The organism is Massilia sp. IC2-477 (assembly GCF_020707265.1).
Classification (GTDB): Bacteria; Pseudomonadota; Gammaproteobacteria; order Burkholderiales; family Burkholderiaceae_D; genus Telluria.
The window spans coordinates 254,102-277,734 of record NZ_JAJFEQ010000007.1 but is presented as its reverse complement, the minus strand read 5'-3'; the positions used below and the strand labels follow the sequence as shown (position 1 = coordinate 277,734).

General features: G+C 67.3%; 26 protein-coding genes and 1 other RNA gene. 14 read left to right on the top strand and 13 right to left on the bottom strand.

The features are described 5' to 3' along the window. Nucleotides 1-8: 8 nt before the first annotated feature. On the bottom strand, nt 9-626 hold the full coding sequence (locus LK542_RS16470; protein WP_227812711.1) for a LysE family translocator: 618 nt from the start codon (nt 624-626) through the stop codon (nt 9-11). Between the two features lie 8 nt (nt 627-634). Continuing rightward, nucleotides 635-1,408: an SDR family NAD(P)-dependent oxidoreductase gene (locus tag LK542_RS16465; RefSeq protein WP_227812790.1), complete on the bottom strand. Its 774-nt coding sequence runs from the start codon at nt 1,406-1,408 to the stop codon at nt 635-637. A 96-nt stretch (nt 1,409-1,504) separates the two neighbouring features. On the opposite strand from LK542_RS16465, the gene LK542_RS16460 reads away from it, so the two are divergent. Further along, on the top strand, nt 1,505-2,413 hold the full coding sequence (locus LK542_RS16460; RefSeq protein WP_227812710.1) for a LysR substrate-binding domain-containing protein: 909 nt from the start codon (nt 1,505-1,507) through the stop codon (nt 2,411-2,413). Nucleotides 2,414-2,573: 160 nt separating this feature from the next. On the opposite strand, the gene LK542_RS16455 is transcribed toward LK542_RS16460, so the two are convergent. Continuing rightward, nucleotides 2,574-3,035 carry a hypothetical protein gene (locus tag LK542_RS16455; protein WP_227812709.1) on the bottom strand — a complete coding sequence of 154 codons (462 nt, stop codon included), beginning with the start codon at nt 3,033-3,035 and terminating at the stop codon, nt 2,574-2,576. Nucleotides 3,036-3,250: 215 nt separating this feature from the next. On the opposite strand from LK542_RS16455, the gene LK542_RS16450 reads away from it, so the two are divergent. Then, on the top strand, nt 3,251-4,612 hold the full coding sequence (locus LK542_RS16450) for a serine hydrolase (protein ID WP_227812708.1): 1,362 nt from the start codon (nt 3,251-3,253) through the stop codon (nt 4,610-4,612). Between the two features lie 12 nt (nt 4,613-4,624). Here LK542_RS16450 and LK542_RS16445 read toward each other — a convergent pair whose 3' ends face one another. Continuing rightward, nucleotides 4,625-5,521 (bottom strand): LysR family transcriptional regulator, encoded by an 897-nt coding sequence (locus LK542_RS16445; protein ID WP_227812707.1) that lies wholly within the window; start codon nt 5,519-5,521, stop codon nt 4,625-4,627. Between the two features lie 71 nt (nt 5,522-5,592). Here LK542_RS16445 and gstA point away from each other — a divergent pair, with 71 nt between their 5' ends. Both gstA and LK542_RS16435 read left to right on the top strand, forming a co-directional pair. Continuing rightward, the gene (gene gstA / locus LK542_RS16440) at nt 5,593-6,204 is read left to right on the top strand and encodes a glutathione transferase GstA (protein WP_227812706.1); all 612 of its coding nucleotides are present in this window, start codon (nt 5,593-5,595) and stop codon (nt 6,202-6,204) included. Beyond that, complete coding sequence (locus LK542_RS16435) at nt 6,204-6,878, top strand: glutathione S-transferase family protein (protein ID WP_227812705.1); 675 nt, start codon at nt 6,204-6,206, stop codon at nt 6,876-6,878. Before gstA ends, LK542_RS16435 begins: the two co-directional genes overlap by 1 nt. Here LK542_RS16435 and LK542_RS16430 read toward each other — a convergent pair. Next, a complete protein-coding gene (locus LK542_RS16430) occupies nt 6,870-7,439 on the bottom strand; it encodes a YdeI family protein (RefSeq protein WP_227812704.1) in 570 nt (189 codons plus the stop codon). The genes LK542_RS16435 and LK542_RS16430 overlap by 9 nt on opposite strands. Beyond that, nucleotides 7,436-8,332 (bottom strand): LysR family transcriptional regulator, encoded by an 897-nt coding sequence (locus tag LK542_RS16425; RefSeq protein WP_227812703.1) that lies wholly within the window; start codon nt 8,330-8,332, stop codon nt 7,436-7,438. The genes LK542_RS16430 and LK542_RS16425 overlap by 4 nt, the downstream gene beginning before the upstream one ends. Nucleotides 8,333-8,405: 73 nt before the next feature. Between LK542_RS16425 and LK542_RS16420 the strand changes: the two genes are divergently transcribed. Next, the gene (locus LK542_RS16420; RefSeq protein ID WP_227812702.1) at nt 8,406-8,843 is read left to right on the top strand and encodes a DoxX family protein; all 438 of its coding nucleotides are present in this window, start codon (nt 8,406-8,408) and stop codon (nt 8,841-8,843) included. 68 nt (nt 8,844-8,911) lie between these two features. Here LK542_RS16420 and groL read toward each other — a convergent pair whose 3' ends face one another. After that, nucleotides 8,912-10,558: a chaperonin GroEL gene (groL, locus tag LK542_RS16415; protein ID WP_227812701.1), complete on the bottom strand. Its 1,647-nt coding sequence runs from the start codon at nt 10,556-10,558 to the stop codon at nt 8,912-8,914. A 46-nt stretch (nt 10,559-10,604) separates the two neighbouring features. Beyond that, a complete protein-coding gene (groES, locus tag LK542_RS16410) occupies nt 10,605-10,895 on the bottom strand; it encodes a co-chaperone GroES (RefSeq protein WP_027865155.1) in 291 nt (96 codons plus the stop codon). A 385-nt stretch (nt 10,896-11,280) separates the two neighbouring features. Between groES and LK542_RS16405 the strand changes: the two genes are divergently transcribed. The 5 genes from LK542_RS16405 (at nt 11,281) to LK542_RS16385 (ending at nt 13,409) form a co-directional block, all read left to right on the top strand. Next, entirely contained in the window at nt 11,281-11,526 is a 246-nt protein-coding gene (locus LK542_RS16405; RefSeq protein WP_227812700.1) for a hypothetical protein, read from the top strand. Beyond that, complete coding sequence (locus tag LK542_RS16400) at nt 11,523-11,834, top strand: cell division protein ZapA (RefSeq protein ID WP_227799525.1); 312 nt, start codon at nt 11,523-11,525, stop codon at nt 11,832-11,834. Before LK542_RS16405 ends, LK542_RS16400 begins: the two co-directional genes overlap by 4 nt. Nucleotides 11,835-11,890: 56 nt before the next feature. Further along, a non-coding RNA gene (ssrS, locus tag LK542_RS16395) (6S RNA) lies at nt 11,891-12,071 on the top strand. Between the two features lie 67 nt (nt 12,072-12,138). Beyond that, complete coding sequence (locus tag LK542_RS16390) at nt 12,139-12,606, top strand: EVE domain-containing protein (protein ID WP_227812699.1); 468 nt, start codon at nt 12,139-12,141, stop codon at nt 12,604-12,606. Further along, nucleotides 12,606-13,409 (top strand): sulfite exporter TauE/SafE family protein, encoded by an 804-nt coding sequence (locus tag LK542_RS16385; protein ID WP_227812698.1) that lies wholly within the window; start codon nt 12,606-12,608, stop codon nt 13,407-13,409. The genes LK542_RS16390 and LK542_RS16385 overlap by 1 nt, the downstream gene beginning before the upstream one ends. 173 nt (nt 13,410-13,582) lie before the next feature. Here the strand turns inward: LK542_RS16385 and LK542_RS16380 are convergent, their stop codons facing one another. Beyond that, nucleotides 13,583-14,503, bottom strand: coding sequence for a DUF2167 domain-containing protein (locus tag LK542_RS16380; protein WP_227812697.1), 921 nt, complete (start codon nt 14,501-14,503; stop codon nt 13,583-13,585). Between the two features lie 181 nt (nt 14,504-14,684). Here LK542_RS16380 and LK542_RS16375 point away from each other — a divergent pair, with 181 nt between their 5' ends. Then, a complete protein-coding gene (locus tag LK542_RS16375; RefSeq protein WP_227812696.1) occupies nt 14,685-15,851 on the top strand; it encodes a hypothetical protein in 1,167 nt (388 codons plus the stop codon). A 7-nt stretch (nt 15,852-15,858) separates the two neighbouring features. On the opposite strand, the gene LK542_RS16370 is transcribed toward LK542_RS16375, so the two are convergent. From LK542_RS16370 to LK542_RS16360, 3 genes are read right to left on the bottom strand one after another with little or no spacing between them, the layout of a single operon-like run. Next, entirely contained in the window at nt 15,859-18,066 is a 2,208-nt protein-coding gene (locus tag LK542_RS16370; protein ID WP_227812695.1) for a molybdopterin cofactor-binding domain-containing protein, read from the bottom strand. Then, on the bottom strand, nt 18,066-18,554 hold the full coding sequence (locus LK542_RS16365; protein WP_227812694.1) for a 2Fe-2S iron-sulfur cluster-binding protein: 489 nt from the start codon (nt 18,552-18,554) through the stop codon (nt 18,066-18,068). The genes LK542_RS16370 and LK542_RS16365 overlap by 1 nt, the downstream gene beginning before the upstream one ends. Beyond that, nucleotides 18,551-19,834 (bottom strand): c-type cytochrome, encoded by a 1,284-nt coding sequence (locus LK542_RS16360; RefSeq protein WP_227812693.1) that lies wholly within the window; start codon nt 19,832-19,834, stop codon nt 18,551-18,553. Before LK542_RS16360 ends, LK542_RS16365 begins: the two co-directional genes overlap by 4 nt. A 66-nt stretch (nt 19,835-19,900) precedes the next feature. Here LK542_RS16360 and LK542_RS16355 point away from each other — a divergent pair, with 66 nt between their 5' ends. The 3 genes from LK542_RS16355 (at nt 19,901) to LK542_RS16345 (ending at nt 22,688) form a co-directional block, all read left to right on the top strand. Further along, on the top strand, nt 19,901-20,128 hold the full coding sequence (locus LK542_RS16355; protein WP_227812692.1) for a DUF4287 domain-containing protein: 228 nt from the start codon (nt 19,901-19,903) through the stop codon (nt 20,126-20,128). Then, entirely contained in the window at nt 20,125-20,469 is a 345-nt protein-coding gene (locus LK542_RS16350) for a hypothetical protein (protein ID WP_227799517.1), read from the top strand. Before LK542_RS16355 ends, LK542_RS16350 begins: the two co-directional genes overlap by 4 nt. 62 nt (nt 20,470-20,531) lie before the next feature. Further along, the gene (locus tag LK542_RS16345; RefSeq protein ID WP_227812691.1) at nt 20,532-22,688 is read left to right on the top strand and encodes an ATP-binding protein; all 2,157 of its coding nucleotides are present in this window, start codon (nt 20,532-20,534) and stop codon (nt 22,686-22,688) included. 133 nt (nt 22,689-22,821) lie between these two features. Here the strand turns inward: LK542_RS16345 and lgt are convergent, their stop codons facing one another. Then, a complete protein-coding gene (lgt, locus tag LK542_RS16340) occupies nt 22,822-23,631 on the bottom strand; it encodes a prolipoprotein diacylglyceryl transferase (protein WP_227812690.1) in 810 nt (269 codons plus the stop codon). Nucleotides 23,632-23,633: the final 2 nt, after the last annotated feature.

The window sequence follows — 23,633 nt, the reverse complement described above, 5'->3', positions numbered from 1 at the left end:
CGAAGCCGTCATGCCAGCAGCAGGCCCAGGCCGAGCAGGACGAACAGGCTGCCGGCCAGCTTCCTGCCCGATGCCGGGCTGACCCGGTCCCGCAGGCGCGCGCCGGCCCAGGGAGCGGCCAGGATGTAGACTGCGTGGGCAACCAGGGTGCAGGCCGCGAAGCTCAGGGTCAGCGCCAGGAAGCGCGCGGCCAGGCCAGGGCCGGTCCCGACGAATTGGGGGAACAGCGCGCCGAAGAACAGCAGGCCTTTCGGATTGGTCGCCGCGACCGTCAAGCCTTGCATGAACAGGTCGCGCCTGGTTGGCGCGGGAGTCCGCGGGACGGAAGCGATCCGCGTTGGCCGCACCGGCCACCACGGTTGCAGTCCCAGGTAGATGAGGTAGAGCGCGCCGCCGATCCTGAGTGCCTGCAGCGTCCAGGGCAGCTCTTGCATCAGCAGTCCGAGCCCTGCAGCCGCAGCGCCGGCCACGATGAACAGGCCGGCGATATTGCCGCTGGAGCTGACCAGTGCGTGCGACCGTCCCCGTTCCAGCGTATTCGAGACCGCGAGCAGGATGGCCTGGCCCGGCGTGAAGGCAGTGACGAGGGAGGCCAGCAGGAAGGCGCTCCAGCACTCGGAATCCATGGCAGCTCCTACAGGCTTTGTCCGTTGTCCGCCCGGACCACCTGTCCCGTCATCGAGCGTGCGCCAAGTAGCATCAGGACGGTGGCGGCGATATCCTCCGGCGTGGAGACGCGGTTCAGCGCCACGTTGCCGGCGAGCGCATGCATCTTCGCTTCCATGCCTTGCCACCAGCGCGTGCCGACCGCGCCCGGCGCCAGGCAATTGACGCGGATGGCCGGCGCCAGCGCGCGTGCCAGCGAGCGGGTGAGCCCGTGCAGGGCAGCCTTGGACACGGCATAAGGCAGCGAGGACCCGTAGCCGGTCTCGCCCGCGATACTGCCGATGTTGACGATCGCGCCGTCGGCGCTGCGGCGCAGGAAAGGCGCGGCCGCGCGTGCGCAATGGAAGGCGCCCTTGACGTTCACCGCATACAGCGCGTCCCAGGCCGCGTCATCGATGGCGTCCAGGTCGGCGAAGGGCAGCTGCCGCGTGCTGCCCGCATTATTCACGAGATAGTCGATCTGCCCGAAGCGCTGCGCGACCGCGTCCGTCATGCGCGCCACTTCCTGCGCGTCGGCCACATCGGCCTTGAGCGACAGCGCGCGTGCTCCGCTTGCCAGCAGCTGCGCGACGGTCTCTTCGGCGTCGGCGCTGCTGCGCGAATACACGACCGCCACCGCCGCGCCCTGCGCTGCCAACAGCCGGCTGACGGCACGGCCGATCCCGGTGCCGCCGCCGGTGACGATGGCCACCCTGCCCGCGAGCGCGGCGGATGCTTCCCCTCCCTGGCTTTCCTGTTGCATCACGTTTCCTCCTGGTTGACGCGAGCATGGTAATTCGGGAAGATACTGCTGAATATCGCAAAGTTTGCGATCAACACTTCAGAAAATCCGAACGATATGCGCAGGGTGAATTTTGATCTGGACGCGCTGCGGACCTTCGTCGCCGGCGCCGACCTGGGCAGCTTTGCACGCGCAGCCGACCAGGTCGGCCGCTCCGCGTCTGCTGTCAGCGCCCAGCTCAGGAAGCTCGAGGAGCAGGCCGGCATGCCCTTGCTGCAGAAGTCGGGCCGCGGCCTGGTGCTCACTGCGGCAGGTGAAACCATGCTCGGCTACGCGCGGCGCATGCTCAGGATGAACGATGAAGCGCTGCTGGCGCTGGCCGGCAGCGCGCTGGAAGGAAAGGTGCGCCTGGGACTGCAGGAAGACTTCAGCGATCACTTGCTGCCCGATGTGCTCGGAAAATTCAGCCGTGGCCACCGCGGCGTGCAGATCGAGGTGACCGTCGGCAGGAACGCCGACTTGCACGACGCCATGCGCGACGGCAGGCTCGATCTTGCCCTGGCCTGGCACACTCGCGGGCCGACGCCTCATATGGATATCCTGGGCAGCTACCCTTTGCATTGGATAGGACCCGCCGACGCCAGCCTGTTGGCTGCGGGCCGGCCCTCGCCGCAGGACGGCCCGCTGTCCCTGGTCAGCATTGAAGCCCCATGCCGCTTGCGCTCGGCCGCCACCGACGCCCTGGATACGGCAGCCATCCCATGGCGGATCGTGTATGCGAGTCCGAGCCTGAGCGGGGTCTGGGCCGCCGTGGCCGCGGGCCTGGGCATCGGCGTACGCACCGGCTTTGGCCTGCCGCGCAGCCTGGTCTTGCTGGCGCCGGAAGAACATGGTTTGCCGGCATTGCCGCGTGTGGAATTGGCCTTGCACCGTTCACATGAGCAGCTTGCGCCGGCCGCGGCGCGGCTGCGCGACCTCATCGTCGAGCACATCATGCAGGATGCGCGGGAGCCGCAGGCGGCCTAGTGCCGAGCCGACCGGGAGGCAGGCGCCGCTGGTCCAGGGAGAAGGTCGGCCGGCATGCGTGTGGAGGCACGTGCACCGGCCACGACCAGCGGCTCTATCAAGGTAGACGGTGCCTGGTGGCGCCGTTTGCGGCAGCTCAATCGTGTTCGTGTAACCGGATTCAGTTGGCGCTCTTGAGCTCGACCCGCTCGATGTTGCGGCGCCATTCCTGCAAGCTCATCAGGGTATCGGTCTCGGCGTCTTCCACCAGGATTTCGTCGCCCTGCTGGGCGACCAGGAAGCTCTCGCGGCGGCGCACGTCGGCGGCGCGGTTCTCCACATACGTGAGCTGATAATACTTCTTGCCGTTGATCTCGCGCGGCGCCGGATCATCCTCGATGACGGCGCCGTGCGCCTTGCCCTTGGAGCGCTTCTCGATCTGCTCGGACCAGGCCTTCAGTTCCGGCACCGCCAGCAGGGCGGCCATCGCCTGCTCTTTGGTGCGCGCCGGCGCTTCCTTGACGACGGCGGGCGCCGGCTTCGGCTCCTCGCGCTCGGCACGCTTGCAGCCCGCGCCCGCCAGCGCCAGGGCAAGGCTGGCCAGCAGGGGCAGGGAAGGACGGAATGCAGCGCGTATCGACATGGGAAGCCTCACAGGGTGAGGGGGAAGTCTACACCCTGTGTGTTTCAGCAGCAATAATTCGCCGGGCTAGGGTGACGAGAGACAGGCCATTCGCACGGAGCAAGCACTCGTCATCACAGCGCTCGCCGGGAATTCATTGGAAGAAGATTTGCCATTTGATAGAAAAAATAATGCTATAGTCGAGCATGTATTTATAACAACTCTATGGAGACTCCATGCGTCTGTTTTCCCTTATCTTTGTTCCCCTGTTCCTTGGCGCCGGCTGGGTGCAGGCCGATCCGATCGACGAGCTGGTGCAGGCGGAAATGAAGCGTACCAATACCCCGGGAATCAGCCTGGCGGTCGTGCGTGACGGGCGCGTCGTGCGCGAGCAGGGGTATGGACTGGCGAATGTCGAGCACGGCGTGCCGGTGACGGCCGCGACCGTTTTCCAGTCGGGCTCGATCGGCAAGCAACTCACTGCCGCGCTTGTCATGCTGCTGGTGGAGGAGGGAAAGCTGAAACTGGACGATCCGATCTCGCGCCATCTCCCGAAGTCGCCGAAGGCGTGGAAGAACATCACCGTGCGCCACCTGCTGACGCATACCTCGGGTGTCGGCGATCCGGGCAAGAAGGTGGACCTGCGCAAAGACTATACGGATGCCCAGATGATCGCCATCGCGGCGAGCATGCCCCTGCGTTTCCAGCCGGGCGAGCGCTGGGAATACAGCAATACCGGCTACCACCTGCTGGGCTATATCTGCAACAGGGTCGGCGGCAAGTTCTATGGCGACCAGTTGCGCGAGCGGATCTTCGGTCCGCTCGGGATGGGGGCGCGCGTCATCAGCGAACGCGATATCGTGCCGCATCGCGCCGCCGGCTACGAGGTCGAGAACGGGGAACTCAAGAACCAGGCCTGGGTGTCGCCGACGATGAACACCACCGCCGACGGGAGCCTGTACCTGACGGCACATGACCTGGCGCTGTGGGACCTGGCGCTGTACCAGGACGCGCCGCTCAATGCGCGTGTCAAGGAATCGAGCTGGACGCCCGTCACGCTCAAGGGCGGCGCCACCCATCCGTATGGTTTCGGCTGGGACCTCGCACCGCTCAACGGTCACCGCCGCATCGCGCACAACGGCAGCTGGCAGGGCTTCCGCAGCGTGATCAGCCGCTTCGTGGATGACCGCTTGAGCGTCATCGTGCTGGCCAATTCCTCGTCCGCGCCGGTGGAAAAGATCGGCAATGCAGTCGCGCGCCATTACCTCCCGGCCCTGGTGCAGCAGCCGATCCCGGATACCGAGCCCGAAGCAACGGCGCGTGCGCGCGACATCCTTGCCCATTTCGAGCGCGGGGTGCAGCCGCCTCGCCTGTCGCCGCGCGCCAGAGGCGTGCTCACGCCGGAATTCATGGGCTGGGTGGCCAAGGACATGCAGGGCTTCGGCAAGCTGGTCGGGCTCGAGCCGCTCGAGCGCAAGACCAGGGGAGAGCTACGTCTTTACGTGTACCGCACGCGGTTCGATAACGACACCGTCACCATGCGCTTCGTGATCAACAAGGCCGACGAGATCGAGGGTGTCGAGCTGCTGCCGGAATGAGCCAGGCCGGACTCAGTCCGGCAGGCCGAGCGCCCCACGCAGGAACTCGAACATGAGCTTCATGCGCTGCAGGTGGCGGGTGTCCGGATGGGCCAGCGCCCACAGCTCGGTCTCGAGTTCAGCGATGGGACCGTCCACGACCTCGACCTCGGGGTTGTCCCTGAACAGCGCCAGCGGCACCACACCCACGCCCATGCCGTGCACCACGGCGCCGGCGACCGACAGCACGCTGTTCATGCGGTAGCGGGGAATCACCTTCGGATGGTGCAGGCGGCGCCAGCGCTGCGAAGGATGGTCGGGCAGGGTGGCGTCGAGCGCGATCCAGTCCATGTCGCGGTAGTCCGGGATGTGGCGGTGCGCGGCCAGGTAAGCCTTGCTGGCATACACGGCCGCTTCCAGACGGCCGAGCCGCACGCCGACCAGGTGCTCGGGCGGGTTCTTCGTGGCGCGGATCGCGATGTCGGCGTCGCGATGGCTCAGGTTGGCCAGGGCGTTGGAGGCGATCAGTTCCAGCTCGATCTGCGGATAGCGTCCGCTGAAGGCCGCCATCGCCGGCAGCAGCAGGCTATGCATCACCGAGTCGGTGGTGGTGATGCGCAGCGTTCCAGACGGCGTGGTGCCGGTGTCGAGGGCCGCTTCCCTGGCCTGTTCGAGCTGGGACTCGATGCGTTCGGCGTATCCCGCCAGCGCGATGCCTAGTTCCGTGGCCGCGTAACCCTGGCGGCTGCGCTCGAACAGCAGTTCGCCCAGGTCCTTCTCGATGCGCTTGATCGAGCGGAACACGGTCGAGACATCGACCTGCAGGCGCTCGGCGGCGCCGGCCAGCGTGCGGCCGCGGTGCAGGGCCAGGATCAGCTCGAGATCGGGCAGGTCGAGCTTCGATTGCGTTTTTGCATAGGGAAGTTTCATGGACGCCTATTTTAATTGCAGTTTCGCATAGTTAGAGTGGCGGCTCCCAATCACCATTCATTGAGGTCACCATGAAACTGTACTATGCACCGGGCGCATGCTCGCTGGCTTCCCATATTGTCCTGCGCGAGGCCGGCCTGGACTTCACGCTCGACAAGGTCGACACCAACAGCAAACGCACCGCCGAGGGCAAGGACTTCCTGGCCATCAGCCCGCACGGCTATGTGCCGGCGCTGGAAATCGAACCGGGCCTGGTACTGACCGAAGGCCCGGCCATCCTGCAGCTCCTGGCTGACAAGGCCCCCGGCGCGCAACTGGCTCCAGGCGCCGGCACATTGGCGCGCTACCAGCTGCAATCCTGGCTGAACTTCATCACCTCCGAGATCCACAAGGGCTTCTCGCCGCTGTTCAAGCCGGAGATGCCGGCGGAAGCGAAGCTTCTCTTCGTCGAGCAGCTCGGCAAGCGCTTCGACGTGCTGGAACGCCACCTGGCGCAGAACGACTACCTGATGGGCGAGCGCTATTCGATCGCCGACGCCTACCTGTACGTCACCACCAACTGGGCGGCGTACCTGGGCATCAGCCTCGATCGCTGGACTGCGCTGAACGCCTTCCGCGCCCGCGTGGCGGCGCGTCCGGCAGTGCAGGCAGCGCTGGCGGCGGAAGGCCTGAAGGCGGCGTGATGGATCTCAAGCTGATCAGCCATCCGCTGTGCCCCTACGTGCAGCGGGCCGTGATCGCGCTCGCGGAGAAAGGCGCGCGCTACGAACGGATCGACATCGACCTGGCCGACAAGCCGGCCTGGTTCAGCGCGGTGTCACCACTCGGCAAGACGCCGGTGCTGCTGGTGGACGGGCAGCCGGTGTTCGAATCGAGCGTGATCTGCGAGTACCTCGACGACACCGTCGCGCCGCGCCTGCACCCGGAAAATGACCTGGCGCGCGCCCACCACCGCGGCTGGGTCGAATTTGCGTCCTCGGTACTGAACACGATCGGCGGCCTGTACTCGGCGCAGGACGGGGCGGCTTTCGACACTGCGCTCGGCCTGCTGCGCGAGCGCTTCGCCTTCCTGGAAACGGTACTGGGGGAGGGGCCGTATTTCGGCGGCCTGCAATTCTCGCTGGTCGACGCGGCCTTCGGCCCGGTGTTCCGCTACCTCGACCTGTTCGACGCGCACGGGGTGCATTGCGTGCCCTCTGAGTTGCGCAAGGTGGCAGCCTGGCGCCGCGCGCTGGCGGCGCGGCCCTCGGTGGCGGGTGCGGTGGCCGGCGATTATCCGGAGCGCCTGCGCGCCTTCATCCTGCGTCGCGGCGGGGTGCTTGCGCAGATCCTTTCAGGCGAAGCGACGCTAGCGTAAACGTGTGCCGGCCGCGCAGGCCTGGATCAGCTTGTCCAGGCGGCCGGCGCGCGTCTCGTCCTTCTTCGCATTGGTGATCCAGTGCAGCACTGTCTTGCGGTAGCCCGGCGGGACGGTCTCGAAGTAGGTCCATGCTGCTCCCTCCTGCCGGAAGCGCTCCAGCTCCACCTGCGTGAGCTCGGGGACGTCGAGGCGCTCATGCGAATAGACGCCGGACCTGGCCTCCGAGCGTTGGGCGAAAGCCGCCTCGCCCGCTGGCGTCATTTTCCCTTCCGCGCGCAGCTTCTCCATCTTCGCGATGTTCACGACGCTCCAGATCGACGATGGCTTGCGTGGCGTGAAGCGGATCGAGTAGCTGTCCTCGTCGATACGCCTGCGCACGCCGTCGATCCAGCCGAAGCACAGCGCCTCGTCGACCGACTCGGACCAGCTCATGCAGGGCCGGCCGCTGCCGACCTTGTGAAAGCCCACCAGCAGCTCGCTTGCACTCGCCGCATTGGCCTCTAGCCAGGCACGGAAAGCCCCGGCGTCGGCGAAGAAGCTCGGTTCGGTCTTGCTCATGCCGGCAGCGCGATCTCGGCGCGCAGGAAATCGAACATCGCTTTCATCCTTCCAAGATAGCGGGTGTCGGGATGGGCCAGCGCCCACAGGCCGATGTCGAGTTCCGGCAGCGGATCGCCCAGCATCACGGCGTGCGGATGCCCGCGCATGACCGCCAGCGGCACCACCCCGACCCCCAGGCCATTGACCACCGCGCCCGCCACCGCCAGCAGGTTGCCGACCTTGTAGCGCGGCGCCACCGAGGGCAGGGCGGTGCGGCGCCAGATGTGGGACGGGTGCTCGGGCAGGCTGTCGTCCAGTGCGATCCAGTCCATCTCCTCGACCTGCCGGCCCGGCGCCTGCGCGGCCAGGTAATCGCGGCCGCCCCAGAGCGCCGAGCGCATGGTGCCGAGCCGGATGCCGACCAGGTGCTCGGGTGGCGCATTGGTGACGCGGATGGCGATGTCGGCTTCGCGCTGCCCGACGTTGGCGATCGCATTGGTCGTCGCCAGTTCCAGCTCGATGCGTGGATAGGCAGCGGCGAAACGCGGCAGTATCGGCAGCAGCACGGTGTGGAACAGGGTTTCGGTGAGCGTGATGCGCAGCAGGCCGGAAGGTTCGGTGTCCTGGTTGAAGGCGGTCTCGCGCGCCTCCTCGAGCTGCTTCTCGATGCGCTCGGCGTGGGCGGCGAGGGCGCGTCCCAGTGTCGTGGCCGCATAGCCGTGACGGCCGCGGTCGAACAGCACCTCGCCGATGTCCTTCTCGATGCGCCGGATCGCACGGAACACCGTGGACGCATCGACCTTCAGGCGCTCGGCCGCGCCGGCCAGCGTGCGGCCCCGGTGCAGGGCCAGGATGGTCTCCAGGTCCGGCAGGCCCAGCTTCGATTGCAGATTTGCAGAGGGTGCTTTCATGGCTGCTTATTTTATTCGTCCGGTTGCGCCGATAGAGTGGGGTCCTCGTCAACCACCAGCGCAAGAGACTACCATGACCCGCTACAACCTGACTCCCTATGCTGCCCTGCTGCTGCGCCTCGCCCTCGGCTCCGCCTGGCTCTCGCACGCTTTCCTGAAACTGGCCGCCTTCTGCGTCCCGGCGCTCGGCAGCTTCCTGGCCCTCGAGGGCATGCCGACGCCGATGGCCTGGCCGGTGGCCCTGCTGGAACTCGCCGGCGGCGCCCTGATCATCCTCGGCCTGCACGGCCGGATCGCGTCGCTGGTGCTGCTGCCCCTGCTGGCCGGCGCCCTGGTCGCCCACACCGGCAACGGCTGGTTTGACAACATCCCGGGTGGCGGCTGGCTGTACCCGGCGATCCTGATGATGGCCACGCTGCTGCATGCCCGCATCGGTGACGGGGCGGCTGCGCTGTCCTCGTCGGCCGACACGCGGCGCCTGCGCAGTGCCGCCATCGCCGCCTGCCGGTAGAGGCGCACCAATGAAAAAAGCCTGCAGGGCGCGAACCCTGCAGGCTTTTATTTTCGTGCGGGGACGAATTACATCATGCCGTCCATGCCGCCCATGCCGCCCATACCACCCATGCCGCCCATACCGCCGGCCGGCTTGTCTTCAACGACTTCCGAAACCATGCAGTCGGTGGTCAGCATCAGGCCGGCGATCGACGCTGCGTTCTGCAGTGCCGAGCGGGTGACCTTGGCCGGATCCAGCACGCCCATTTCGACCATGTCGCCATAGGTGCCGTTGGCGGCATTGTAGCCGTAGTTGCCGGTGCCGGCGATGACGGCTGCGACCACGACCGACGGCTCGTCGCCGGCGTTCTGGACGATCATGCGCAGCGGCTCTTCCATGGCGCGCAGGACGATCTTGATGCCTGCGTCCTGGTCAGGGTTGTCGCCCTTGATGTCGATCGACGAGCGTGCGCGCAGCAGGGCCACGCCGCCGCCCGGGACGATGCCTTCTTCCACAGCAGCGCGGGTTGCGTGCAGCGCGTCTTCCACGCGTGCCTTCTTCTCTTTCATTTCGACTTCGGTGGCTGCACCAACGCGGATCACGGCAACGCCGCCGGCCAGCTTCGCCACGCGTTCCTGCAGTTTTTCGCGGTCGTAGTCCGAGGTCGCTTCTTCGATCTGGACGCGGACCATCTTGACGCGTGCTTCGATCGATTCAGCGGCGCCGGCGCCGTCGATGATGATGGTGTTTTCCTTGCCCACTTCGACGCGCTTGGCCTGGCCCAGCTCCTGCAGCGTGACCTTTTCCAGGGTCAGGCCGACTTCTTCGGCGATGACCTGGCCGCCGGTCAGGATGGCGATGTCTTCCAGCATGGCCTTGCGGCGGTCGCCGAAGCCCGGCGCCTTGACGGCGACGGTCTTCAGGATGCCACGGATGTTGTTGACCACCAAGGTCGCCAGCGCTTCGCCTTCGATGTCTTCGGCGACGATCACCAGCGGACGGCCGGCTTTTGCAACTTGCTCCAGCACCGGCAGCAGGTCACGGATGTTCGAGATCTTCTTGTCGCACAGCAGGATGAACGGGTTCTCGTGAACGGCGACCTGCTTGTCCGGGTTGTTGATGAAGTACGGCGACAGGTAGCCGCGGTCGAACTGCATGCCTTCCACGATGTCCAGCTCGTCGTTCAGCGACTTGCCGTCTTCGACGGTGATGACGCCTTCCTTGCCGACTTTTTCCATCGCCTCGGCGATGCGCTCGCCGATCGAGGTTTCCGAGTTGGCCGAGATGGCGCCGACTTGGGCGATCTCTTTCGAGGTGGTGGTCGGCTTGGCGATCTTCTTCAGTTCTTCGACGGTGGCGGCGACGGCCTTGTCGATGCCGCGCTTCAGGTCCATCGGGTTCATGCCGGCGGCGACGAACTTCATGCCTTCGCGGACGATGGCTTGTGCCAGCACGGTCGCGGTAGTGGTGCCGTCACCGGCGTTGTCGCTGGTCTTCGAAGCGACTTCCTTGACCATCTGCGCGCCCATGTTCATGAGCTTGTCCTTCAGCTCGATCTCTTTCGCGACCGAGACGCCGTCCTTGGTGACGGTCGGGGCGCCGAACGAGCGCTCCAGCACCACGTTGCGGCCTTTCGGGCCCAGGGTGACTTTGACTGCGTTGGCGAGGATGTTGACGCCTTCGACCATCTTGGCGCGCGCTGCGTCGCCGAACACTACTTCTTTAGCTGCCATTTTTTATTTCTCCGAATGAATTCGTGAATGTTCTATACGAGGAGGATTACTGGGCCACGACGGCCATGATGTCTTCTTCGCGCATGACCAGCAGTTCCTGGCCATCGACCTTGACGGCCTGGCCCGAGTACTTGCCGAACAGGACGCGGTCACCGACCTTCACTTCCAGCGGGCGAACCTGGCCGTTTTCCTGCACCTTGCCGTTGCCGACGGCGAGGATCTCGCCCTGGTCCGGCTTCTCGGCAGCCGCGTCTGGGATGATCAGGCCGGATGCAGTTTTGGTTTCCTGGTCGAGACGCTTCACGATTACGCGATCGTGCAGAGGACGAAGGTTCATGCAAAACTCCTTATTTTTCAGTGGTTTGACTAGCTATTCGGTGCCGCCGCCGGAGGGCGTCGGCCTGGAAACGGTTGTTAGCACTCTCAATCGACGAGTGCTAACGCAACATGATTATAGGGATCATAACTTCCCATTTCAAGCGGGAATGTGGGGGATCGAACCGACTTTTTTGCGAAAACACAATCCAATAGATGGGTTGTACACTCTCGCCCGTGGCATCCGCGACAATAGCCGGGCAGCGTACACCGGAATCGCAACAGGGGGCCACACGGATGGCGCTCGCCCATGGGCGCGCCCCATGGCGACGGCCCGGACGCCGTCCTCCCCTTGATGGAGGCGCGATTCGGTTGACGGAAAAACGAACTCAGTTCTATAGTGTCGAATGATTTCCGAATTTCAAGACCTCTCCGACAAGATCGACCGGCTCGCCCAGCTGACCCAGTCGCTGCGCGCCGAGAACTACCTGCTGCGCCAGGCCAACAGCCTGCTCAGCGCCGAGAACCAGGAGTTCAAGGAGCGGCTGGTCCAGGCCCAGTACCGTGTCGAAGCGCTGCTCGCCGAGCTTCCCCTGCCGGAAGCCCCTGCGCCCGAGGATGACGCCGACGAAGCGAACGAGGCTACCCAATGATCCATCTCGATTGCACCATCATGGGCCAGCCCTACCGCCTGGCCTGTCGCGAAGGCGAAGAGCGCACCCTGCGCGAGGCGGTCAGCTACCTGGACGGCAAGATGTGTGCGCTGCGCGACTCGGGCAAGGTCCGGGGCACCGACCGCATCGCGGTCATGGCGGCGCTCAGCGTGGCGGCGGAGTTCCTGTCGGTCAAATCGCCCCAGGGCCCCCTGTCCGACATGTCGATCCTGGAAGTGAAGCAGAAGCTGGAAGCGATGCACACCGTCCTCGACAAGGCTTTGTCGACGCAGGAAAATCTGTCCTGAATGTCGGATTGGATTCAGTTTCGGTTGACATGCTCGGTCAACAGAGTAAACTGCGCTCTACCCTGCGGTGTTCGAGATTTGTCATATATTCCTTGAACCATTCTTTCGCATAGGTTGCGGGACATGCCTGGTGGGCGCGAGCGTCACTAGTCTGACGAACCCGAAATCGAGCTGACTGCGACCACCTTGAGCCTTTTGGTTCGGGATGCCGGCAATAACGACACAGGCGGGGCTACACACACGAGCGGTTGCGCACCTTGGTACGCAGCCGCTTTTTTTATTGGTGCTTGTCGATGGAGATTCGATGCGCTATTGGTTGATGAAATCCGAGCCGGACGAAGTCAGTTTCGACGACGTCCTGGCCGCGCCGCAGCAGACCGTCGCCTGGTACGGCGTGCGCAACTACCAGGCGCGCAACTTCATGCGCGACGCCATGTCGGTTGGCGACGGCATCCTGTTCTACCACTCCAGCTGCGCGGCCCCCGGCGTGGCCGGCATCGCCGAGGTGGCGAGCAGCCCGTATCCGGATGCGACCCAGTTCGATGCATCCTCTCCTTATCACGACCCGAAGGCCACGCAGGAAAATCCGCGCTGGATCTCGGTCGACGTGCGTGCGATCGAGGCGGGGCGCTACCTGCCGCTCACCGAGATGCGCAGCATCCCCGCGCTGGAAGACATGGTGCTTCTGCAGAAGGGCAGCCGGCTGTCGGTGTCGCCGGTGACGGCGGGACAGTGGAACACCATCGTCGCTTTGCTGCGGGAGCAGCGCTGATGGACCTCGGCCTGATCCTCGCCCTGCTGGCAATGGGCACCTTCGGCGGCTTCGCGGCCGGCCTGCTCGGCATCGGCGGCGGCATGGTGCTGGTCCCTTTCATCACCATGATCTTTACCGCGCGTGGCTTCGCGCCGGAACTGACCATCCACATGGCCATCGCCACCTCGCTCGCCACCATCCTGTTCACCTCCCTGTCCTCGGTACGCGCCCACCACAAGCACGGCGCAGTCCTGTGGCCGGTGGTGAAGCTGCTGGCGCCGGGCATCCTGGTCGGCTCCTGGATCGGTCCGTGGATCGGCAAGCAGATGGATTCGACCGTGCTGGCAGCCTTCTTCGGCGTGTTCGTCGCCTTTTCGGCCACCCAGATGCTGATCGGGAAAAAGCCCGCCGCGGCGCGTGAGCTGCCCGCAGCGCCGGGGATGTTCGCGACCGGTGGCCTGATCGGCACGCTGTCGGGCATCGTCGGCGCGGGCGGCGGTTTCGTGTCGGTGCCCTTCATGACCTGGTGCGGTGTGCGCATTCATAATGCGGTCGCCACCAGCGCGGCGCTGGGCTTCCCGATCGCGCTGTCGGGCACCATCTCGAACATCTATTTCGGCTGGGGCGAACCCGGCCTGCCGCCGTATTCGCTGGGCTTCATCTACCTGCCTGCGCTGGCCATCATCGTGCTGGCCAGCGTGAGCATGGCGCCGCTCGGCGCGCGCACCGCGCACCGGATGCCGGTGCGGCAGCTGCAGAAGGTGTTTGCGGTGATCCTGTATGCGCTGGCGGCTTACATGTTCTGGAAAGCGGTGAACTGAGCACCTGGTGTTCCTGCGCCGGGCCGAGGGCGCGGCGCAGGAAGGCCGCATCGATCAATGAGGGTCACGATCAATGAGGGTCAGGTCTGACATTCGGACACGAGCCCTGCCTTGACAGCATGTGCACTGTAGAGGCCGTGTCCAGATGTCAGACCTGACCCTGGCTCTACCCATCAGGCCTCAGGCCCCTTGCTCAGGTCGACCTTCCGCAGGCCTGGCGCCGGCTTCTCGCGGCGCAGGAACTTCCACAGGACGGAGGCGAGGGCGGCGACGCCCAGGATGATCAGCTTCTTGAAGGCGACCAGCAGCGCCAGCAGCTTGCCGAAGAAGCCCAGCTTGGCCGCCACGCCGCCCGCCACCAGGGCGGCGATGCCGTATTCGGCGACCTTGTCGGTGCTGGCGTTGAAGTCGGCGTAGCGGTGGCCGGCGTTGAAGTTGGTGAAGGCGGTCACCTGCTGCATCTCGGTGCGGATCTGGTCCAGCTGGCTCAGGCTCGCCACGGCGTTCAGCACCAGTACGCCCTCGCGGCCCAGCACCCGGATGTTGTAGTTCAGGCCATTCGCCTGCGCGCCCTCGGTGCGCAGCTCCTTGGCCCAGTACAGCTTGTGCTGGCCCTTGTCGTAATGCGGCTTCTCGGCCCAGCCGACCAGGGTCATCGCGGGATAGCCCTGTTCCTTGCGCTCCTTGTTGCCCTCGGCGATGCCGTCCTTGATCTCGGTGAGCAGTTCGTCGTAGTCGATGCTGTCGGCGTCGTCGTCCTTGACGTGGCCGTCCTTTTCATAGGTGATCACGACCCCCCAGCCTTGCTCGCTCAGTGGGCTGACGCCGGCCGGCACGATCATGCCGAGCGTGCCGGCGCCGGGCGGATTGCCCCAGCCCTGCTCCAGCAGGCGGGCGCTGTCGCCGGGCGCCAGGTAGCGGAAGGCGGGTGGCAGGTCGAGCGTGGCGATCCCGCCGGGCAGGGTGATCCGCCCCTGCTGGAAGCTGAGCGAGGCGAGGAACTGTTCGGCCGTGCGCTGGGCAGGCGCGGCGTCCTGTGCGCCGGCGGCGCCCAGGCTCAGGCACAGCAGGATGGCGATGAGGAATCGTTGCATGGCGGGTCCAGGGAAAAACAGACCATGCTACCGAAAAGGCGTACATACAAACTCACCCATTGTCACGGCCGGGCAGGGGGAGGGCAGGGAGTGACGAAGTGAGGCTGTACGGATACAATTGCGCGCCCTTCGCGCCCGGCATATTGACGCCGTGGCCCGGCTTCGATAACGTCCTTGCAGCATGCCATCCGATACCGTTCACCTGCTTCCCGTTACCTCTCCCGCCAGCCAGGGCGCCATGTCGCGCGCGGCCGGCGGTTTCCTGCTGTTCGCCTTCTTCTGGATCGTGGCCGCCGCCGCTTTTTCCGGCTTTGCCGGCAAGTGGGGGCTGCGCGACGGCGATCCGCGCTTCGGGGTGGCCGCCATGCTCGAGATGGAAGCGCACAAGCCCTTCGTGTATCGCCAGCTGGTGCCGGACCTGGCGCGCCGGCTCGACGCCGTCGCCTCCGATCGCCTCAAGGAGCGCGTCGCCAAGCGCTTCCGTCCGGACGAGACCTTTGCCAAGAGCCAGCCGGGGACCACGGACAGCGCGCGCTTCCGCTATGCGATCGTCTGGTACGCCAGCTTCCTCTCGCTGCTGGGCAGCCTGTTCGTGCTGCGCCGGATCCTCCTGCATTTCAATGTGTCGCCGCTGGCGGCGGTGCTGGCGCCGACCGCCTTCGCGCTCGCCTTTCCCTACCTGCAGACCGTCGGCGGTTATTTCTATGACACGGCGGAACTGCTGTTCGCCAGCCTGGCCTTCCTGCTGGCGCTACGCGGACGCCTGGTGGCGCTGGCGGCCCTGGTGCTGGTGGCAACCCTGAACAAGGAGACCTTCTTCTTCGTGCTGCCGGCCCTGTATCCGCTGCTGCGCCGGCACCAGTCGCGCCGCAACGCGTGGCTGGCGGTGGGCGTGCTGGTGCTGTTCGCGGGCCTGATGAACGTCGCCCTGAAGGCGGCCTACCTGGAAGCCTTCGGCGGCGCGCTCGAGTTCCACCTGCTGGCCAACATCCAGGCCTACCTGTCGGGCAACCCGTATTTCCGCCTCGAGACCACCTATGGCCTGGTCGGCCCCTCGCGCGCCTTCGTCGGCACCCTGGCGGTGCTCGGCATCGTGCTGTGGCGGGCCTGGCCTCTGGCGCCGCGCGTGGTGCGCCGCCACCTGGCCATTTCTGCCCTGGTCAACCTGCCGCTGTTCCTGGCCTTCTGCGCCACCGGCGAACTGCGCAACCTGAGCACGACCTTCACCGGCCTGGTGCTGCTGGTGGCCTTCCTGATCGACCGCGAAGCCAGCCTGCGCATGCGCATGCGCGACAGCGCCGCCGCGGCCGAAGACCACCCGGCGCCGCAGGAAACCCGCCAGGCCTGAACCCAGCTCAGGTCGCGAGCCGGCGCAGGCGCTCGCGGTCCAGCGGCAGGTCGCGCACGCGCACGCCGCAGGCGTCCGCCACGGCATTGGCCAGCGCCGCCGCGGCCGGTCCCTGGGACGCTTCTCCCGTGCCCAGGAAGGGCTGGCCGGGACGGTCCAGCAGGTGCACCGTCACCCCCTGCGGCACCCCGCTGAAGCGCAGGATCGGATAGCCGCCCCAGTCCAGGCTCGCGACCTTGCCGGCCTCGAAGTGGACCTGTTCCATCAGGGTCCAGCTGCTCGACTGGACCAGGCCGCCCTCGATCTGGTTGCGCACTCCGTCCGGACTCACCACTTCGCCGCAATCGACGGCGGCGTCGGCGCGCACGATGCGCACAAAGCCGGTATCGAGCGCCACCTCGACTTCCAGCGCGATGGCGCAGTAGGCGGCGGAATTCTTGTAGCGGGCAAATGCGAAGCCGCGTCCGCGCCGCGGGCTGCGCTTGTAGGCATTCCAGCCGAACTTCGCCGCGGCCAGCTTCACCACCTCGATCGCGCGCGCGTCATTCAGGTGGCGCAAGCGGAAGGCCACCGGATCGATGCGGGCGGCGCGCGCCAGCTCGTCCATGAAGCTTTCGATCGCGAACACGTTGCAGTAGGCGCCGAGCGAGCGCAGGGCCGAGGTGCGCCACGGGCCGGCCGGCTGGAAGCGGTGGGTCACGCGCGCGTTCGGCAGCGCGTAATACGGAATCGCATTGCGGTCGCCACCGCCTTCCGGCTGGGGCAGGGGTTTGGGGACAGGCGGGATGAAGGGCCGCGCCAGCAGGGTCGCGCCGAGCAGGTTGCCGGCGCGCCCCGGGCGGGTCGCGTGGGCCTGGCTCCAGACCTCGTACTGCCAGTCGACGATGCGGCCACCCGCATCCAGCGTGGCGGCGACGTCGGCCACCATCGGGGGGCCGAAGGGTTCCCAGCCATGTTCGTCCTCGCGCATCCACTGCACCCGCACCGGGACGTCGGGGAAGACGCGCGCCAGCAGCGCCGCGTCGGCCGCCGCGTCGTCGGCGCCGTTGTGGCCGTAGCAGCCGGGGCCTTCGGCGTGGATGCAGCGGATCGCGTTTTCCGGCACGTCCAGGAGCTCGGCCAGCGCGCGGCGCAGGGGGAACACGCCCTGGGCGTGGGTCCACACCGTATAGCGGCTGCCCTCGCGCAGCGCGATTGCGCAGGAAGGGCCGATCGAGGCGTGCAGCTGGTAGGGGCGGGTGTAGCTGGCGCGCAGGGTCTTGCCCGCCGCACGTGCAGCCGCCGGGACGCCGCGCGCCAGCACCTGCTGCGGCTGGGCCGGCAGGCTGCGCACGAAGGCCGCCACGTCGCGCGTGACTTGCGGCCGCGGCGGAACTTCCCAGCGCGCCGCCAGCGCCAGCGCCCTGGCGGCCTTGATGGCGCGGTACTCCTCGTCGGCGATCACGGCCAGGAAGCGCCCATCCTGCACCACCTCGAGCACGCCGCTCATGCGCGCAACCTGGCTGGTATCGACGCCGAGCAGGCGCGCATCCGGGGCAGGCGGGCGCACCACGCGCGCGTGCACCATGGCGGGCAAGCGGATGTCCTGGATGTAGGTGAGGTAGCCCTTGAGCTTGTTCGGGATGTCGACCCGCGGCAGGTGCGTGCCGATCCAGCGCCGCGCGTTCGGCGGGCGTGGCGGCAGGGTGTCGCCGGCGCGCACGTGCAGCTCGCTGGCCGCCACCAGGTCGCTGAAGCTGACCCGGCGGCCGTCGGGGGCGCGAAACACGCTGTTGTCCTGCGCCAGCGCGGCGGCCGGCACCTTGAGGTGGGCGGCCGCCTTGTCGTGCAGCAGGGCGCGCACCTGGCCGGCGGCGTAACGGATCGCGGTAGCGCTGTCCTGCATCGAATGGCTGCCCGCGGTATAGCCTTCGTCCGGCGTGCGTTCGGTGTCGGCCGTGATCAATACCATGCGCCCCGGGTCGATCTGCAGCTCGTGCGCCGCCACCTGCAGCAGTGCGGTGCGGATGCCCTGGCCCAGTTCCACCTTGCCGGTGAAGAGGGTGACGCGGTTGTCGGCGCCCACGCGGATCCAGGCGTCGAGCCAGGGCTCGGTTTCCAGGCTGCCCGGCAGCGCCGCGCTGGCCGGCAGCGGCAGCGCGAAGGACAGGGTCAGGGCGCCGCCCCCGGCGAGGAAGCGGCGCCGGCCTGGACGCGGAGCGGTTTGCGCCGTCATCAGTAGTTCCGGATCGGCTGGGCCGCCAGCACGTCGGCGGCGCGGCGTACCGCGCGCAGGATGCGCATGTGGGTGCCGCAGCGGCACAGGTTCGGCTGCATCCAGGCCTGGATCTGGGCGTCGGTGGGTGAGGCCACCTGCTCGAACAGGGCGGTGGCGCGCATGATCATGCCGGCGATGCAGTAGCCGCACTGGGCGGCCTGCTCGTCGACGAAGGCCTGCTGCAGCACCGAAGCGGGGACCCAGCGCGTGCCGCCCGATTCCACCGTGCGCACGGCGCGTGCGCCGACCATCGATACCGGCACCAGGCAGGACATCACGGCCTGCTTGTCGAGCATGACGGTGCAGGCGCCGCATTGCCCCAGGCCGCAGCCGAACTTGGCGCCGTTGAGCTTCAGGTCGTTGCGCAGCACGTAGAGTAGGGGCGTGTCGGCGTCGACGTCGACCGTCTGTGCCTTGCCGTTGACCTGCAGCTGGAATTTACTCACTGTGTCCTCGCTTTCTGCACCGCCTCGTCCAGGTCTTCCCACGGCTCGGCTTTGGCACCGTAGCGGCGCAGGTAGGCCGCAAGCGCCGTCGTTTGGGTGTCGTTCAGGACCGTGGCGAAGCCCGGCATCCAGCGTCCCGGTGCGCCATCGGGCGGCGTGATGCCCTCGCGGATGATGTGGACCAGGCTGCGCGGGTCCGGATCGTACAGGGCCACCGCCCCCTGCAGCTGCAGGGCGGCGCCGGAGCTGGCGCCGCGGCCCGCGTCGTGGCAGCTGGCGCAGGCCATTGCATAGGTCTCGTAGCCGAGGCGCATGCGGGCCAGGTCGGGGTCCTTGTCGCCAGGCGCCGGGAGCGGGCCGGGCGCCGGTATGGCGCGGGCCGGGGCCTGCTTCAGGAAGCCGTGGATGTAGGTGGCGACGGCGCCGACGTCGCCGGCGTCGGCCTGGCCAAGGTTGACCACCACGTCCTGCATCGGGCCGCCCGCCACCGCGTGTCCTGGTGCGATGCCAGTGCGCAGGTAGGTGGCGAGATGCTCGCGCGTCCAGGGAGTCGGCGATGGGGACTTGGCGTTCAGTGCGAGGGCATACCAGTCTTCGGCCTCGCCGCCGTCCAGTTGCCGCTTCAGGTCCGGACCACCCAGCAGCGTGCGCGGTGTGTGGCATGCCGTGCAGTGCGCCAGGGTGTCGGCCACATAGGCCCCGCGGTTCCATTCGGCGGACTGTCCCGGGTCCGGGCGCCAGGGCGATTCGTCGAGGTAGAGCAGATTCCAGAACGCGAGCAGCGGACGGAAACCGAAGGGGAAAGTCATGCGGTTCTCGCGCGCCGGGGCGCTCAGGGCCGGCCGCGTCATCAAATACGCGTACAGGGCGCGCATGTCGTCCTGCGCCAGTCTGGTGTAGTGGTTGTAGGGGAAAGCGGGGTAGAGCAGGTGGCCGTCGCGCGAGACACCCTGGCGCATGGCGCGCTCGAAGGCTTCGAAGCTCCAGGCGCCGATCCCGGTCTGCGCATCCGGCGTGATGTTGGTGCTGTGGACGGTGCCGAACGGCGTCGTCAAGGCCAGGCCGCCGGCGAAGGGACGCGATGGATCGACCGTGTGGCAGGCGGCGCACATGCCGAGCCGGGACAGATTGGCGCCGCGCGCCACCAGGGCCGCATCGACACGCGGCGCGGCAGCCTGCGGTTCCAGCGCCGGACGCCACATGAGGAAGAAGGCGGTGAGCGCCAGCACGGCCAGCGCCGCCAGCGCCAGCCACCATCGTTGTCGCCGCGTTGTTATCATGTCGATGTTCGTTCGTCCCAATCGTCGTGGGAATGTACAGTTTCCTCAACCACCACGGAGAGCATTATGACGGAAAAGACAAGGCCCCAAGGGCCCGCTTCGTACTTCCCTTCCATCGAAAAGAAATACGGGCAGCCGATCTCACACTGGCTCGGCCTGCTGGCCGCCAGGCCGGGCATGAAGCACATGGAGCTGGTCGGCTGGCTCAAAACCGAGCACGGGCTGGGGCATGGCCATGCCAATGCCCTGGTCGCGCACCACCTGGCGTCGGGCGGTGGTATGCTGGGGCCATGACTACCGATTCCGACATCGAACTGTCCGGCCCCTTCCAGGCCAAGGACGGCAACGGCCGCACCCTCGACGTCAAGGCGATCCGCATCTTCGACGAAGGCTACGGCATCATCGACGTGTACGTGGACTTCAAGGACCGGCTCGAACCCGGCGCCTACAAGGACGAGGTGCTGCTGCGCCAGCTGGTCGACCGCCTGCGCGCGCTCGGCTACAAGGGGCCGGATTTCGGGCACAGCGACCCGGGGCTGCAGGAAAGCCGCCTGGTGGTGCTCGAGGCCCCTGAGGAGTTCACCGCTTTTGCGAAGAGCCGCGGGTGGAAGAACCTGGCCGAAGACTTCGAATAACACCGGTTTAATGGCGGGCACGGCAATGTGCCTATAATGTGTTTTTCGACACAGGCCACCCCATGCCGCTGCGCCAGGGCTTCACCGTTTCGCTCCGGCGCCTGCTGGTGCTCCTCACCGCCTTCGGCCTGCTGCCGCTGGCGCTGCTGGGCGTGTGGGGCCTGCACCTGGTGGGAGACTACCAGCAGCGTGAACAGGAGCGCCACCTGCTCAACCTGGCGCGTGCGCTGTCGAGCGCCGTCGATGCCGAACTCGATGGCGCCGCCGCAGCCCTTGAAGCCATGGCGCGCACCCCGGCCATGGCCAACGGCGACCTGCGTCCAGTCTACGAGATCGCGCGCATGCAGGCGGCCAGCCAGCCGGAATGGCTGGCCGTGATCCTCACCGACGACAGGGGCGCCGTCCTGTTCCGCACCAATGCCCCGTTTGGCGGGCCGCCCGGCATCATCGCCGACCCGGCCAGCCTGCAGCGCGCCATCGACAGCCGCCAGCCCCTGGCCGGCCGCGTCGTGATCGGCAAGGGCGGCCGCGCCGCCTTCCCGATCCGGGTTCCCGTTACCGACAATGCCGGCCGCCGGTATGTGCTGAGCGCCGTGGTCCAGCCCGGCCGCATGCTGCGTGTGCTCGAGCGCCAGAAGGTGCCGGCCAGCTCGGTGATCGGGATCATGGACAGTGGCGGCGCCATCGTCGCCCGCTCGAAAGGGCAACAGCGCCTGGTGGGCGGCCTGCCCAGCCCCTCGCTGGTCGCGCTGATGCGCGGCGCCGGACAGGAAGCGGTGGCCGCCACCACCACGCTCGAAGGCGATCAAGTGGTAACGGGCTTCAGCCGCACCCGCTTCGGCTGGCAGGTGGCGATCGGCGTGCCGCCCTCGGCGCTGGGCCCACTGCAGGGCATCGCGCTGTACGCGGCTGGCCTGGTCGCTTCGCTGCTGGCGTGTGCGGTGCTGGCGACCCTGCTGTCGAACCGCATCGTGCGCGCCTTCCGCAGCCTGCAGAAGGGCGGCGCGGCGCTCGGCGCCGGCCTGCCGGTATCGGTGCCGCCCTCGCGCATCACCGAGATCGACGACACCGGCTGCGCCCTGATGGCCGCCGCCGGCCTGCGCGACGCGCACGAGGCCGAGCGTTCGCGCCTGCTCGCTTCGCTCGAACGGGCGCTGGCCGACAGCCGCGCCGCGGCCCAGGTCAAGGACGAATTCCTGGCCATGCTCGGCCACGAGCTGCGCAATCCGCTCAGCCCCATCGTTGCAGCACTCGACCTGATGGACCTGCGCGGCGAAGCGTCCAGCCAGCGCGAGCGCACCATCCTGCGGCGCCAGGCCAACCACCTCAAGCGCCTGGTCGACGACCTGCTCGACGTCTCGCGCGTCACCAGCGGCAAGCTGCGCATCGAACGGCGCCCGCTCGACCTGGCCGAACTGGTGCGCCACGTGGCGGCCTCCTTCCCGGGCACCCGGGTCGAGGTGCAGACGCCGCAAACGCTGTGGGTGCAGGGCGACGAAAGCCGCCTGACCCAGGTGCTGAACAACCTGCTGTCGAACGCGGCGCGCTTCGGCAGGCGCAGCACGCGCGTCACCCTGGCCGCCGACGGCATGGATGCGCGCCTGGCGGTTGTCGACGATGGGGTGGGCATGGACAGGCCGATGCTAGAGCGCGTGTTCGAACCCTTCTTCCAGGCCCCGCAGCCGCTGGCGCGCCATACCGGCGGGCTGGGACTGGGCCTGGCGATCGTGCGCCGCATCGTCGAGCTGCACGGCGGCTCGGTCAGTGCCCACAGCGAGGGACTGGACAAGGGCAGCCGCTTTGAAGTGAGGCTGCCGCTGGCCGCGGCTGCCTTGCCGGCGCCGGAGGCGGCCCCTGCGCCCGCAATGGAACAGCGTGACGTGCTGCTGGTGGACGACAACCTCGATGCGGCCGAAGCGACGGCCGCGGTGCTGGCCCACCTGGGGCACACGGTACGGGTGGCGGAAACGGCGGTGGCCGCGGTGGAGCAGGTGCGGCGCCGCATCCCCGATGTCGCGGTGCTGGACATCGGCCTGCCCGACATGGACGGCTATGCGCTGGCGACGCTGCTGCGCAAGGAGGCGCCTGACCTGCGGCTGGTCGCGCTGACCGGCTACGGCCAGCGCGCCGATGTCAGCCAGGCGCTGGGCGCCGGCTTCGACCTGCACCTGACCAAGCCGGCCTCGCTCGAAGACCTGCAGCGGGCGGTTTGTGCGTAGGGTGTTCGTCATTCAGTCCACTGGACTGAATGACCGCCGAACGCGCGTTCAGCTGCGGCAAGCGTGATGGAGGCGTTCGCACTTGTCGAACGCGCGGTCGGCACAGCCGACCACCCTACCCATCAAAGGCAGCTCAGGCCGTGGCCGGACGCCCGTTCGGCTGGCGGTAGGCCCAGGCCAGCATCACCAGGGCGGCGACGATCATCGGCAGCGACAGCACCTGGCCCGAGGTGATCGGCATCCCGAGCACCGTGGTTTCCCAGTCCGGCACGCGGAAGTACTCGGTGGTGAAACGCGCGCAGCCGTACAGCAGGGTGAACATGGCGCCCACCGCCAGGCGCGGGCGCTGCTTGCGCGCATAGGGCCACAGGATCAGGAACACGATGATCCCGTCCAGCAGCATCTGGTAGATCGGCGAGGGATGGCGCGGGCCTTCGACGCCCGGCCACAGCATGGCCCAGGGCAGGCTGGGGTCGGCCAGGCGGCCCGGCAGTTCAGCGTTGATGAAGTTGCCGAGGCGCCCGGCGGCATACCCGAGCGGCACCATCGGCGCGATGAAGTCGTACACATCGAGCAGGTTGCGCTTCGATTTGCGGGCCCACAGGGCCATCGCGATCAGCACGCCCAGGAAGCCGCCGTGGAAGGACATGCCGCCGCGCCAGACCATGAAGATCTCGAGCGGGTGCTGCAGGAAGTAGAGCGGCTGGTAGAACAGCACTTCGCCCAGGCGCCCGCCCAGCACCACCCCGAGCATGCCGTAGAACAGCATGTCGTCGAGGTCCTCGGCCTTCCAGCCTTGCGCGGCGATGTGCGGCTGGCGAATGCGCACGCGGCCCAGGATCAGGAACAGGGCGAAGGCCACGACATACATCAGGCCATACCAGTGGATCTGCACCGGTCCGATGGCAAAGGCGATGGGATCCGGCTGCGGGTGTACTAGCATTG